This is a genomic window from Acetobacter aceti (assembly GCF_002005445.1).
In the GTDB taxonomy this organism is placed as follows: Bacteria; Pseudomonadota; Alphaproteobacteria; order Acetobacterales; family Acetobacteraceae; genus Acetobacter; species Acetobacter aceti_B.
On the sequence record NZ_CP014692.1, the window covers coordinates 2,227,475 to 2,239,710 of the forward strand.

Annotated in this window: 13 protein-coding genes; 10 read left to right on the forward strand and 3 right to left on the reverse strand. The window is 58.2% G+C overall.

The window, feature by feature from the left end; genetic code table 11:
- The first annotated feature begins 16 nt into the window (after nucleotides 1–16).
- The 3 genes from ggt (at nucleotide 17) to A0U92_RS10045 (ending at nucleotide 3,698) form a co-directional block, all read left to right on the forward strand.
- Nucleotides 17–1,756 (forward strand): gamma-glutamyltransferase, encoded by a 1,740-nt coding sequence (gene ggt, locus A0U92_RS10035; RefSeq protein ID WP_077813097.1) that lies wholly within the window; start codon nucleotides 17–19, stop codon nucleotides 1,754–1,756.
- 149 nt (nucleotides 1,757–1,905) lie between these two features.
- Nucleotides 1,906–3,147: an argininosuccinate synthase gene (locus tag A0U92_RS10040; protein WP_187668743.1), complete on the forward strand. Its 1,242-nt coding sequence runs from the start codon at nucleotides 1,906–1,908 to the stop codon at nucleotides 3,145–3,147.
- 47 nt (nucleotides 3,148–3,194) lie between these two features.
- Nucleotides 3,195–3,698 carry an FKBP-type peptidyl-prolyl cis-trans isomerase gene (locus A0U92_RS10045; RefSeq protein WP_077813099.1) on the forward strand — a complete coding sequence of 168 codons (504 nt, stop codon included), beginning with the start codon at nucleotides 3,195–3,197 and terminating at the stop codon, nucleotides 3,696–3,698.
- Nucleotides 3,699–3,743: 45 nt separating this feature from the next.
- On the opposite strand, the gene A0U92_RS10050 is transcribed toward A0U92_RS10045, so the two are convergent.
- Nucleotides 3,744–4,019 carry a hypothetical protein gene (locus A0U92_RS10050; RefSeq protein WP_187668744.1) on the reverse strand — a complete coding sequence of 92 codons (276 nt, stop codon included), beginning with the start codon at nucleotides 4,017–4,019 and terminating at the stop codon, nucleotides 3,744–3,746.
- Between the two features lie 77 nt (nucleotides 4,020–4,096).
- Here A0U92_RS10050 and A0U92_RS10055 point away from each other — a divergent pair, with 77 nt between their 5' ends.
- From A0U92_RS10055 to A0U92_RS10065, 3 genes are read left to right on the forward strand one after another with little or no spacing between them, the layout of a single operon-like run.
- Entirely contained in the window at nucleotides 4,097–4,588 is a 492-nt protein-coding gene (locus A0U92_RS10055) for a c-type cytochrome (RefSeq protein WP_408736082.1), read from the forward strand.
- Nucleotides 4,589–4,630: 42 nt separating this feature from the next.
- A complete protein-coding gene (gene trpS, locus A0U92_RS10060; RefSeq protein WP_077813101.1) occupies nucleotides 4,631–5,626 on the forward strand; it encodes a tryptophan--tRNA ligase in 996 nt (331 codons plus the stop codon).
- 18 nt (nucleotides 5,627–5,644) lie between these two features.
- Entirely contained in the window at nucleotides 5,645–6,148 is a 504-nt protein-coding gene (locus A0U92_RS10065) for a CinA family protein (RefSeq protein ID WP_077813102.1), read from the forward strand.
- Nucleotides 6,149–6,458: 310 nt separating this feature from the next.
- On the opposite strand, the gene A0U92_RS10070 is transcribed toward A0U92_RS10065, so the two are convergent.
- Nucleotides 6,459–7,277, reverse strand: coding sequence for a mechanosensitive ion channel family protein (locus A0U92_RS10070; RefSeq protein ID WP_187668745.1), 819 nt, complete (start codon nucleotides 7,275–7,277; stop codon nucleotides 6,459–6,461).
- A 362-nt stretch (nucleotides 7,278–7,639) separates the two neighbouring features.
- On the opposite strand from A0U92_RS10070, the gene hslV reads away from it, so the two are divergent.
- Genes hslV through A0U92_RS10085 form a run of 3 tightly spaced genes read left to right on the forward strand, consistent with a single transcriptional unit; the run spans nucleotide 7,640 to nucleotide 10,002 of the window.
- Complete coding sequence (gene hslV / locus A0U92_RS10075; RefSeq protein WP_077813104.1) at nucleotides 7,640–8,230, forward strand: ATP-dependent protease subunit HslV; 591 nt, start codon at nucleotides 7,640–7,642, stop codon at nucleotides 8,228–8,230.
- 3 nt (nucleotides 8,231–8,233) lie between these two features.
- Nucleotides 8,234–9,547, forward strand: a complete 1,314-nt coding sequence (gene hslU, locus A0U92_RS10080) for an ATP-dependent protease ATPase subunit HslU (protein ID WP_077813105.1) — start codon at nucleotides 8,234–8,236, stop codon at nucleotides 9,545–9,547.
- Entirely contained in the window at nucleotides 9,547–10,002 is a 456-nt protein-coding gene (locus tag A0U92_RS10085) for a SufE family protein (RefSeq protein ID WP_077813106.1), read from the forward strand. The genes hslU and A0U92_RS10085 overlap by 1 nt, the downstream gene beginning before the upstream one ends.
- Nucleotides 10,003–10,068: 66 nt before the next feature.
- On the opposite strand, the gene pdxR is transcribed toward A0U92_RS10085, so the two are convergent.
- Entirely contained in the window at nucleotides 10,069–11,499 is a 1,431-nt protein-coding gene (gene pdxR, locus A0U92_RS10090) for a MocR-like pyridoxine biosynthesis transcription factor PdxR (protein ID WP_187668746.1), read from the reverse strand.
- A 78-nt stretch (nucleotides 11,500–11,577) separates the two neighbouring features.
- Between pdxR and A0U92_RS10095 the strand changes: the two genes are divergently transcribed.
- Complete coding sequence (locus A0U92_RS10095) at nucleotides 11,578–12,219, forward strand: pyridoxamine 5'-phosphate oxidase family protein (protein WP_077813108.1); 642 nt, start codon at nucleotides 11,578–11,580, stop codon at nucleotides 12,217–12,219.
- Nucleotides 12,220–12,236: the final 17 nt, after the last annotated feature.

A 12,236-nucleotide genomic window follows, 5' to 3' on the forward strand; every position in this document is an offset into this window, starting at 1 on the left:
GGCACAGACGCCGGCCATGCCTGCCGGAGTGCCCGACCCTCTCGCCTATGCGGCGTCGATCCAGCCGGAAGCCTCTGACAAACCGATTGTGGCCCGTCACGGGATGGTGGTCTCCGCACAGCATCTTGCCTCCGAAATCGGCGCGAAAATACTGGCGCAGAGCGGTAATGCCGCCGATGCCGCCGTCGCCGTTGGATATGCGCTGGCTGTGGTCTATCCGGCTGCGGGCAATATTGGCGGTGGCGGCTTCATGGTTCTGAAACCACGTCAGGGACCGGCTGTTTTCATAGATTTTCGTGAAAAAGCGCCTCTCGCTTCCACACCCGGCATGTTTCAGGATGCCGCCGGACAGGTCATCCCTGCCCTTTCGACAGCAGGATGGAAAGCAGTCGCTGTTCCGGGAACCGTCGCTGGCCTTGAATATGTGAGAGAGCATTGGGGGCACCTTTCCCGCGCCAGGCTTATGGAACCCGCCATCCGTCTGGCGCGGGACGGCTTCGTTCTGGAGGAAGGCGACGTCGCCCTGCTTCGTCCCTTTGAAAAGGAGTTCGGCGCTGATCCTGTCGTCAGCAAGATTTTTCTGCGGCCGGATGGGCAGTCATTCCGTCCCGGCGACCGCCTTGTGCAGACCGATCTGGCCAACTCCCTTGCAGAAATCTCCCGTCATGGTGAGGATGTCTTTTATAAAGGCAACATAGCCCGCCGCGTGGTCGATGCCAGCAAGCGCAATGGCGGCATCCTGCAGATGGCGGATTTCAGCCGCTACAGACCTCGCATCATGCCGCCGCTGACCTGCTCCTATCGCGGCTATCACATTGACACGGCGCCTCCGCCGAGTGGCGGCGGCATCGCCCTGTGCGAGATGCTGACGATCCTGTCCGGCTATGATCTCGGAGCGGAAGGGCTGCACAGCGCTACTGCTCTCCGTCAGCAGATCGAGGCCATGCGTCATGCCTATTCCGACCGGCGCGATCTGGGTGATCCGGCTTTTGTCACCAATCCTGTCGATCATCTGCTGGACCCTGCCTATGCCGTGCAGGTGCGGGGGGCGTTGCCAAATGCAGGCGCGGTGAAATCAGAGACCCTGACAGCGGGCTCTCCTGTCCCGGCTCGGTCAGACGCAGGCTCCTCCCGGGCTGTCGACAGAGAAAAACACGAAACCACACAGTTCTCGGTCATGGATTCTTCCGGTCTTGCCGTCTCCACCACCTACACGCTCAACGGGTGGTTTGGAGCACGGGTCATCGCACCCGGAACAGGCTTTTTCCTGAACGATGAAATGGATGATTTTTCCGCCAAACCCGGCGAACCCAACATGTTCGGCATTATCGGCAGTCAGGCCAACGCCATCCAGCCGGGCAAGACTCCTCTTTCCTCGATGGCCCCGACCATTGTTTCCAGGGACGGCAGGACGGTCATGGTCATTGGCAGCCCCGGCGGTTCGCGTATCCCCACCATCGTGCTGTCAGTCATCACCGGCGTGATCGACTATCACCTGAATATCCAGCAAGCCATTGATCTGCCACGTTTTCACGAACAGTGGGAACCCTCGGTCATCGAAATCGAAAAAGGTGCGATCGACGCGACCGTCGCCAAAACCCTGAGCGAACAGGGCTATGTTTTCCACGACCACGCGGCATGGGGCATTCCCGAAGGCATCGTCACGGGCGTTCTGGCACCCAACCGCAACGAGCAGACGCTCCTGTTTGGTGGCGCAGACCACCGTCATCCCGGCGGTGCCGCAATCGGCGAGTGAAAAGATTCGATCTGAATTAAGGCGCCTCTCTCCGGCTTGGGACTAGTGCAACACCGGCGCGGGTGCTACTGACGCCGCAAAGAGAGTGGCGGGCAAAGGTCTGCTGCTTTTCCATTCCGACCCACCGCAGAAACCCGGAGAGAATGCGCATGGCCCCGGCCGAAGGCACCCGACAGATCAAGAAGGTCGTTCTGGCCTATTCAGGCGGCCTCGATACCTCAGTCATCCTGCGGTGGCTCCAGACCACATATGGCTGTGAGGTCGTCACCTTCACTGCCGATCTCGGTCAGGGCGAAGAACTGGAACCGGCCCGCAGAAAAGCCGAAATGTTCGGCGTGAAAGATATCTTCGTCGAAGATCTGCGCGAGACCTTCGTGAAGGATTTCGTATTCCCGATGTTCCGGGCGAACGCGCTGTATGAAGGCCAGTATCTTCTCGGCACGTCCATCGCACGTCCGCTGATCGCACAGCGCCAGATCGAGATTGCCGAGCAGGTTGGCGCCGACGCCGTGGCGCATGGCGCGACCGGCAAGGGCAACGATCAGGTCCGCTTCGAGCTGGCTTATTACGCGCTGAAGCCTGACATAACCGTGATTGCTCCATGGCGTGAGTGGGATCTGACTTCCCGCACCCGCCTGCTGGCGTTCGCGGAAGAGCATCAGATTCCAGTCACCAAGGACAAGCGCGGCGAAGCGCCGTTCTCCGTGGACGCGAACCTTCTGCACTCTTCCTCCGAAGGCAAACTGCTGGAAGATCCTGCTATCGGGCCGGAAGAAATTGTCTTCCAGCGCACGATTTCGCCGGAGGCCGCACCGGATGTCGCAACCGAGATCACCATTGATTTCGTCTCGGGCGATCCGGTGGCGATCAACGGCGTCGCCATGTCTCCGGCCACCCTGCTGACGAAGCTGAATGAACTGGGCAAGGTCAATGGCATCGGTCGCCTCGACCTCGTCGAGAACCGCTTTGTCGGCATGAAGTCGCGCGGCATCTACGAGACACCGGGCGGCACGATCCTGCTGACAGCTCACCGCAGCATCGAATCCATCACGCTCGACCGCGAGGCCATGCACCTCAAGGACAGCCTGATGCCGAAATATGCCGAGATCCTCTACAACGGCTTCTGGTTCTCGCCGGAACGCCGCATGTTGCAGGCCCTGATCGACACGTCCCAGCACTCCGTCACGGGTCGCGTCCGCCTGAAACTCTACAAGGGCAACGTGATCTGCGTGGGCCGCGAAAGCCCGAACAGCCTCTATGACACCCGCGTCGTGACCTTTGAGGACGACGAGGGCGCCTACAACCAGCAGGATGCTCAGGGCTTCATCAAGCTGAACGCCCTGCGCCTGCGTCTGGGTGGTCAGATCGGCCGACGGGGTGGCTCGCTCTGAGCGGGCACACAGCCGTTAGAATGATACTCCGGAAATGTTTTGAGGGAATGACTGTGCGTTCTTCACTGACTTCAATCCGCCTCCCTGCCCTGCTTCTGGGCGGACTGCTTTGCCTGCCGATGGCAGGATGCAGTCATGAGGACCCGGAGCTGACGCCCGAGCAGATCATGCAGAAGGAAATCGCTCAGCCCGGCGTCAAGACTCTTCCTGACGGTCTGGCTTACAAGGTTCTGGCTTCCGGTCCGAAAGACGGTCCTTCCCCCAGCAAGGGCGACAGCATGATGCTGATCTATGAAGGCCGCCTGCCGGATGGATCAATCTTCGACAGCTCCGACCAGCATGGCCAGGGCGCCTACATGCGTATGCCGTTGGATGGTCTGGTTGAGGGGTGGATGGAAGCGCTGCCGATGATGCATGTGGGTGATACCTGGATGCTCTATATCCCGGCCAAGCTGGGATATGGCAAACGTGAAATGGGGATCATCCCGTCAAACAGCCCGCTGATCTTCAAGATTCAGCTTCTTGGCGTAGAACACGGCGGACAACAGTAAAACAGAAAGGCCGGGCCTCTGACCCGGCCTTTTTTGTTCCTGCACTCAGTTCTTTTTACCCGCTGACTTTTTCCCTGTCTTCTTTTCAGGGAACATCGCCTTGCAGGCTGGACTCAACTTGTCTCGTTTCGATTGCAGGCATGCCGCGATCTTCTTTTCATTCGGGATCGAGAATGCGCAAAATTTGAGAGCATCCCCTTTGCAGGCAGCCGTCTGTTCTTCCCGTGTTGCAGCGAATGCAGCCCCCGGAGAGACCGCTGACACAAGAAGCCCGCAGGCGGCAGCTAAAAAAAGGTACCGACAGGACATCATAGGTTTCATTCAGAATTCCTTCCGTGCTCCAGAGTGGCAAGCATGCCACCTGCGACCAGAACAACCCGGATGTTTAAGCAGGTCTCATGCGTTTGTTCTCTCAAAACATTTCTAACATGTCGGCAAGAAAAAAGTTAATCCTGCTTCTGGCGGTCCTCATTCTTCCCACCGGATGCTCCCGTCATAAAAGCCCCCGCTACCTCTACGGGTCCAACTGCGGCATCTGCCACCATGGTGGAGAGGGCATGGCGGGTTCCGTACCTCCTCTGAGCGGCAGGATTGACCGCATAGCATCGACGCCGGAAGGACGGGTTTATCTCGCTTCAGTGCTCATGAATGGCGTCAGTGGACCGATCAGGGCCGCAGGCACGCGTTACAGCGCCGAGATGCCCCTGTTCCGCTATCTGTCTGATCAGGAAGCCGCCACTATTCTTTCGTGGCTTTCCCGGCAGGGCCAGACTAAACCCGCACCAGAAATCACTCCGGAAGAGATCGCCACGGCCCGCGCCCACCGGATTTCAGCGGGAGACGTTGCTGAAATGCGCGCGAAACTCGACCTGAAACATCCTCTGCCGTAAGACAGGGACTGACCGTCGCGACCAGGGATCTGAGCAGCAAGAATGACACGTGTATTTTCCGGCATCCAGCCGACCGGTATACCTCACCTCGGCAACTATCTTGGTGCGATTCAGAACTGGGTCGCGTTGCAGGCTAACCATGAATGTATCTTCTGTCTGGTTGATCTTCACGCCCTGACGGTCTGGCAGAATCCTGCTGACCTGAGAGCGCAGACCCGCCAGCAGACCGCCGTTCTGCTCGCATCGGGAATCGACCCCGAGAAGCATATCCTGTTCAATCAGTCCGCTGTCAGCGCCCATACGCGACTCGGATGGATTTTTAACTGTGTGTCCCGCCTCGGCTGGCTCAACCGGATGACCCAGTTCAAGGACAAGGTAGGCAAGGATCGGGAAAATCATTCAGCTGGCCTGTATGTCTATCCCAACCTGATGGCTGCCGACATTCTGGCCTACAAGGCCGTGAAGGTGCCTGTGGGCGATGACCAGCGCCAGCATGTCGAACTGGCCAACGACATCGTCAAGAAATTCAACCACGATTACGAGGTCGAGTTTTTTCAGGAAATCGAAGCCTTCGTTCCGGCGCAGGCCGCCCGTGTGATGAGTCTGCGCGACGGCTTGAAAAAGATGTCCAAGTCCGATCCGTCAGCACAAAGCCGTATCGACCTGACAGATGACGCCGATACGATTGCGCTCAAGATAAAGCGCGCCAAAACCGACCCGGAGCCATTGCCCTCCTCTCTGGAAGGGCTGACGGACCGGCCTGAAGCCCGCAACCTCGTCGGTCTGTATGCAGCGATGGACAATCTGACACCGGAACAGGTTCTCGCCCGGCATGGCGGGGAAGGCTTCGGTCCTTTCAAAAAGGCGCTGGCGGATGTCATGATCGCCCGTATCGAACCGATCGCAAAAGAGACCAGCCGCCTGCTGGACGACACAGGACATCTCGATCATGTGTTGCGCACCGGAGCCGCGCGAGCGGCGGCCATCGCCAACCCGATCGTGGATGAAGTGGAGCAGATCGTCGGTCTTCTGAAATAACCATCTGGAGAAACAGCCATGACCGCCATCCTGCCCCCGGAAGTGCTCAAAAAATCCGCGTCGGTTCTTGAGTTACTGAAAGCGGCAGGGCTGATGGTCGTGACAGCGGAAAGCTGCACGGGCGGTCTTGTGGCGGGTTCGCTGACGGCCCACAGCGGATCGTCCGCGGCGGTCACGGGTGGCTTCGTCACCTACTCCAATGCCATGAAACAGGCGACGCTCGGTGTTCCGGCTGAGATGCTCGAGCGATGGGGCGCCGTGAGCGAACAGGTTGCGCAGGCGATGGCTGAAGGTGCGCTTGCACGCGCACCGGGCGCCGGTATTGCCGTCTCGCTGACTGGGGTTGCGGGACCGGATGGCGGGAGCGAAACGAAGCCCGTCGGGCTGGTGTGGTTCGGTCTGCAACAGGCTGACCGACCACCTTTCACACAAAAACAGATCTTTGATGGAAACAGAACGGAGGTGCGTGCGCAGGCGGTTCTCCACGCCCTGAAGCTGATACAGGACAGTATCCGGGTTTGATTTTCCGAAGTCTTTGTGCGTCACGGCTAACGCGTCCGCTGCTTTATTGTGAACCAGCCCGGAAGCTCTTTCCTCCATCGACACCGGAACCCTTGTCGGAAGTTCACTCCCTCAGTGGACCCAGACCGGCTGATCCCGCGTTCGGCAGACAGGAACGACGACTTTCCGCTCCATCTGGCTGATACAGAGATCATCCGGCGCACCGCGTGTCCTCATAGCGCTTTTCCCAAAAGGCTCAATCGGGCAGACTGCCTGCCGGAATTCAGACAGCCCGCGACAAGCGAACTTTTACTGAGATCTGGTCAGGACTTCATGCACCGGCACGTGCGCTGATACCAAGGCGATAACCTTCCCTGCTGAGACTCTTGATGGCTGCTTCGGCATACTTCGCTGTCAGCGCTGTTGTGTTTCCGGGAGCGCAGCAGAAGCACAGCGATACAGCAATATTCGCCGCCTGCGGCAGGAAAGACACTGAAGGAGCCGGGGTGGTCAGAACCAGTTCGTCACCTTGCAGCAGGCTCAGCAGAAGAGAGCGAGCCTTGTCGAGGTCGTCTCCATAGTCAATCAGCAGACCAACCGTGGCGACGACACTCTCGGCCTGCGAACTGTTGACCACGATATTGTTCGATAACGTCCCGTTCGGCACGTAAATGAACTTGTTGCTCGCATCCCGAAGCACTGTGCGGAACATTTCTATCGAAACCACCGTGCCTGAGCTTCCGCCGGCGGTGATCGCGTCTCCGACCTCGAAAGGGCGAAACAGAAGGATCAGCACGCCTCCTGCGAAATTGGCGAGACTTCCCTGCAGCGCCATGCCGACAGCCAGACCGGCAGCACCAAGCACAGCGACAAAGGAGGTGGTCGCAATACCGACCATTGAGGCCACACTGATCAGCAGCAGCGCCTTCAGCAGAAGGCCCACGACGCTGAGAAGAAACCCGCGCAAAGTCGGCTCAATGTGACTGGCCGCCATCATCCGGCCCATCGCGCGGGTCACCATGTTGATGATGGTCCAGCCCACCATCAGGACAATGAGAGCCAGAACAAACTGCCCCACATATCCCAGAATGACCGGCATCCAGCCGTTAAACTGCGTCCACAGTGAAGTGACCTGATTTGGCATAAGCATCCTCAATCGTTTGACAGGTGTCTGAAAGAGACTTTGTTAGCGGATTATAATCCAAATGTAGGCTGATCATGATCTTGGTCTTGCCCCTGCACACACGGCACTGCCGCAATGCGCCAAAACCCCGGGGGTAAAGAAACTGGGTCACCATGGGCCTCAGGCAAAGGCTACATGATGAAGCCGGATAAGGAAAAAGGCTTTTCCCACTAAAGAATCTGGCCTGTCTGCATGGCAAAACAGATATCCGGATTTCCTGTCGGGAATCTCTTTCTGTTCCCGGCCTCCAACCCGATGTTCACTATTCTCCCGATACTCTCATATCCTTCCCTCTTGAGATTACCTCCGGAAAGTCTATCTCTTCACCCATGAATACAAATTCGTCTTCTCCCCACGATCCCGTCGGCTGGCATGGCACCACCATCATCTGCGTACGTCGCGATGGAGAAGTCGCCATGGCTGGTGACGGGCAGGTCACCCTCGGCTCCACAGTCGTCAAGGGCAATGCCCGTAAAGTCCGTCGTATCGGTGCAAAGCAGCAGGTTCTCGCCGGTTTTGCCGGCGCGACAGCCGATGCGTTCACTCTTCTGGAACGACTTGAAGCCAAGCTGGACCGCTTCCCCAACCAGCTTGAACGCGCCTGTGTGGAACTGGCGAAAGACTGGCGCACCGATCGGTATCTGCGTCGACTGGAGGCCATGCTGATCGTCGCCGACCAGCATGGTTCCTATACGGTGACAGGCAACGGTGATGTGCTCTCACCAGAAGACGGGATCATCGCCATCGGGTCCGGTGGGAACTACGCCCTCTCCGCAGCGCGGGCCCTGCTGCCGATCGACGGACTGACCGCAAGCGAGATCGCACAGCGGGCCATGAAGATCGCAGGAGATATCTGCGTCTACACCAACTATTCCGTGACGATTGAAACCCTGCGCTCAGATGACGAGAAGGTGGCGTAACCAATGACCATCAATCATTTCTCCCCCGCCGAGACCGTCACCGAACTCGATCGCTACATCATCGGCCAGCAGGACGCGAAACGTGCTGTCGCCATTGCGTTGCGCAACCGCTGGCGTCGTGCGCAGCTTCCCGAGGGTCTGCGTGAGGAAGTCGTTCCCAAGAACATCCTGATGATCGGCCCGACCGGGTGCGGCAAGACCGAGATCGCGCGCCGTCTGGCCAAGCTGGCTCAGGCCCCTTTCATCAAGATCGAGGCCACCAAGTTCACCGAGGTCGGTTATGTCGGTCGGGACGTCGAGAGCATCATCCGTGACCTCGTGGAAAACGCCATCGTCATGCTGCGTGAACAGCGCCGCAAGGATGTGCGTCCGCGTGCCGAGGAAGCTGCAGAAGAGCGTCTTGTCGTTATTCTGGCTGGCGAGACTTCCTCTGCCGACACACGCTCGCATTTCCGCAAGCTGGTAAGAAGCGGCACACTGGACGACAAGGAAATCGAAATCGCCATCACTCCCGATCCGGCAGGCCAGAGCGGAGGTGACGTGCCCGGGATGCCCCCCGGCGGCACGATGAATTTCGGCGACATGATGAAGAACATCATGGGCCGTGCACCGCAGACACGACGCCTGACCGTTGCCGCTGCCCGCGAACAGATCATTCGCGAGGAAGCTGACAAACTGCTGGACAATGATGCGCTCAACCGCGATGCCGTCCAGCACGTACAGGATAATGGCATCGTCTTCCTCGACGAAATCGACAAGGTCTGCGCGCGCTCTTCCGAAGGATTCCGTGGTGCGGATGTGTCGCGTGAAGGTGTGCAGCGCGATCTGCTACCGTTGATTGAAGGCACGACCGTCTCGACGAAATATGGTTTCGTAAAAACCGACCATATTCTCTTCATCGCTTCCGGCGCGTTCCATCTTGCGAAACCGTCTGATCTCCTCCCGGAACTTCAGGGCCGTCTGCCCATTCGCGTGGAACTCCAGCCGCTGAACCGTGACGACCTCCGGCGCATTCTGACCGAACCGGAACATTCCCTGTGCAAACAGTATGTCTCCCTGATCGGCACGGAAGGCGTGACCCTCACCTTCACGGATGGCGCGGTGGATGCTCTTGCCGAGCTTGCCGCCGATGTGAACGAGCGTGTCGAGAATATCGGCGCACGTCGCCTGGCCACGGTCATGGAAAAGCTGCTGGAAGATGTCTCTTTCACGGCGTCTGAACATGAAGGCGAGACCATCACGATTGACGCGGATCTCGTCCGTGATCGCGTGGCGCCACTTGCCCGGCAGGGCGATCTCAGCCGGTTCATTCTCTGATGCTCGACAACGCTTTTGTCCGCCCGGAGGACGATACCGCTGCGGACGCCATTGAAGCGATTGGCGATGAACTGGCGCTGTTTGATGACTGGATGGACCGTTACCAGTACATCATCGAACTGGGACGTAAACTGCCGCCCTTCCCCAGGGAATGGATGGATGACGCCCATCGCGTTCCCGGCTGCCAGAGTCAGGTCTGGCTTGAAGCCCGGATGAATGACGGAACGATGTATTTCGCCGGCGCATCGGACGCCGCCATCGTGATGGGACTCGTGGCGCTGCTGCTACGGGTTTATTCAGGACGCAGCCCCGACGAAATCCTGGCAACAGAACCCTCCTTCCTGAGCGATCTGGGATTGGTGCAGGCGCTCTCCACCAATCGGGGCAATGGTGTGGAAGCGATGGCGCGTGCCATTCGCTCGGCGGCCGCGCAGGAAAAAGAGCGGCGGGACTGATATGCCTTTCTGTATTTCAGAGAGCACATGTAAAAATATGTTAGCTCCTGCTCTCTGACATAACACTTACTGTTTCAGGACCTGTTCAAGGACCGAGCAGAATTTCCGAATGGTGTTTTCATTCGCATCAGCAAACCCCACGATCAGCCCTTCCATTGTTCCCGACAGCGAGTGTGTGGACAGACGGGCCGGACGAAACCCGTGATGAGCGAGAGCTGTCAGAGCGTCAGTCTCCCGACCACCCGCATGAAAGCGCACGGCAAGTTGCACGCCCCCATCAGGCTCTTTCACCTCGACAGCATCATTGCATGACAAAGCCTGGAAAAGAGCCTTGCCCCGGTTTTCATAAATTCGGGAAATACGTCGCAACTGACCACGATATAGCCCTGAGCGCATCATATCCGCCAGAACAAGCTGGGCATGCACATTCGCCATGATCCCGATATTGCGGATCGCTGCACGAAAAGGCCCGACCAGTCTTTCCGGCACGGCCATCCAGCCGACCCTCAGACCAGGCAACAGAACCTTTGAAGCAGAGCTGAGATAGATGACCTCTTCTCCAGCCGCGTGTGCTGTCAGTGCCGCAATCTCCTTGCCGCGCCAGAGAAATTCGCTGTCATAATCATCTTCCAGCACCATGGCCTGCATGCTCCTGGCTTTTTCCAGAAGCATCATTCTTCGTGAAAGAGAAAGACGACAGCCTAAAGGATACTGATTTGAAGGCGTGATATAGATCAGCCGTGTCTGATCGGGCAGTAAATCCGGGTCCAATCCGTCGTCATCAACGGGAACAGGCGCAACAGTCAGACCCGCGCCAAGAAAGGCTGTTCTGGCGCCGAGATGACAGGGGTCCTCCACCGCCGCGCATTCTCCCGGATCGGTCATGACCTGTGCAATCAGCGAGAGTGAAGCCTGCGTACCCGTCGTCACCAGAATCTGGTCCGGTGAAACCGTGATGCCCCGGTCTGTGAATAGCCGTTCCGCCAGAACGGCTCTTAATGCCGGCGCCCCATAAGGAGAACCGTAAGCAGAGAGCGCGCCATGTTTCCGGCGCGCCATCTGCCTCGATAATCGCGCCCATTCCTGCGCTGGAAACAGCGCTTCATCCGGCACACCCGGAGACATCCTTCCCTGATCGGCCACAAAGCTATTCCGGCGCAAATCCTTGCAGATTCCCTGCCCTCTTTTCGACAGATCATGAGAGAAAGAGGATGTTTCTGATTTAACAGGCCATTCCGGAACATGAATTGCAGGCACGGCCCCCTGACGGACCGACAGAACACCTTCCGCGCGCAGAAGTTCATAGGCAGCGTTCACGGTCGTGCGGGAAACGCCAAGACTTTCAGCCGCTTTTCGGCTTGATGGCAGCTTCGAGCCTTTTTTTATCCGACCCTCCCGAATGGCGGCCAGAATATCCCGATAGAGCTGAACAGGCATCGTATCCTGACCATCCGCAGAGAGCAGACAGAAGGCAGGCAGAAAAACTGGTCTGTTCATTTTCGGATATTCTGGTTCTCGATTCAGGCCAGTTGAAACCCTATCACAGACATCGATCAGTCTTGAAGGGATCTTTCCATGCGACCGAATTATGCACGCGCCCGGCAACAGAAACGGGCCCATTACGATGATGCGACCGTGCGTGACATTCTCTCAGGTGGACTGGTAGGCCATGTCGGTTTCATCGCCGAAGGGCGTCCCATGGTCATTCCCATGGCCTACGCACTTGTGGACGACACACTCTATCTGCATGGAGCGTCAAAGACCCGTCTGGCGCTTCTTGATGCGACGCCGCTCTGCCTCACAGTGACCCATCTCACCGGAATCGTTGCTGCACGCTCAGCTTTTCATCACTCGGTCAACTACCGCTCCGTTGTCGTCCATGGTCTGGCGCGTCGGGTTGAAGGCGAGGAGTTCGACATGGCCCTGAACGCCATCACCGAACATCTGCTACCCGGCCGCATTTCGGAAGTCCGGCCCATGTCGGAGCAGGAACGGAAGGCGACGGGCGTGGTCGCACTCGATATTGAATATGCAAGCGCCAAGGTCAGAACCGGTCCGCCTGTCGATGATGACAGTGATCTGACGCTTGGTCTGTGGGCAGGTGTCATACCCGTTACGACTGCCCTGGGAACGGGCGTTCAGGACGCCCATACACCTGCCGGGGTTCCTGCCCCACCTTCAGTCGGGGAGGCACGCAGGAAGTTCTCAGGAGCCTGAACCCGGAAGCTTGCGCC

What these genes read in the sequence shown, in the direction of transcription:
- ggt (WP_077813097.1), top strand. Translation starts at nt 17, where the DNA reads ATGCCTGCCGGAGTGCCCGACCCTCTCGCCTATGCGGCGTCGATCCAG.
- A0U92_RS10040 (WP_187668743.1), top strand. Translation starts at nt 1,906, where the DNA reads ATGGCCCCGGCCGAAGGCACCCGACAGATCAAGAAGGTCGTTCTGGCC.
- A0U92_RS10045 (WP_077813099.1), top strand. Translation starts at nt 3,195, where the DNA reads ATGACTGTGCGTTCTTCACTGACTTCAATCCGCCTCCCTGCCCTGCTT.
- A0U92_RS10050 (WP_187668744.1), bottom strand. Translation starts at nt 4,019, where the DNA reads ATGAAACCTATGATGTCCTGTCGGTACCTTTTTTTAGCTGCCGCCTGC.
- A0U92_RS10055 (WP_408736082.1), top strand. Translation starts at nt 4,097, where the DNA reads ATGCGTTTGTTCTCTCAAAACATTTCTAACATGTCGGCAAGAAAAAAG.
- trpS (WP_077813101.1), top strand. Translation starts at nt 4,631, where the DNA reads ATGACACGTGTATTTTCCGGCATCCAGCCGACCGGTATACCTCACCTC.
- A0U92_RS10065 (WP_077813102.1), top strand. Translation starts at nt 5,645, where the DNA reads ATGACCGCCATCCTGCCCCCGGAAGTGCTCAAAAAATCCGCGTCGGTT.
- A0U92_RS10070 (WP_187668745.1), bottom strand. Translation starts at nt 7,277, where the DNA reads ATGCTTATGCCAAATCAGGTCACTTCACTGTGGACGCAGTTTAACGGC.
- hslV (WP_077813104.1), top strand. Translation starts at nt 7,640, where the DNA reads ATGAATACAAATTCGTCTTCTCCCCACGATCCCGTCGGCTGGCATGGC.
- hslU (WP_077813105.1), top strand. Translation starts at nt 8,234, where the DNA reads ATGACCATCAATCATTTCTCCCCCGCCGAGACCGTCACCGAACTCGAT.
- A0U92_RS10085 (WP_077813106.1), top strand. Translation starts at nt 9,547, where the DNA reads ATGCTCGACAACGCTTTTGTCCGCCCGGAGGACGATACCGCTGCGGAC.
- pdxR (WP_187668746.1), bottom strand. Translation starts at nt 11,499, where the DNA reads ATGAACAGACCAGTTTTTCTGCCTGCCTTCTGTCTGCTCTCTGCGGAT.
- A0U92_RS10095 (WP_077813108.1), top strand. Translation starts at nt 11,578, where the DNA reads ATGCGACCGAATTATGCACGCGCCCGGCAACAGAAACGGGCCCATTAC.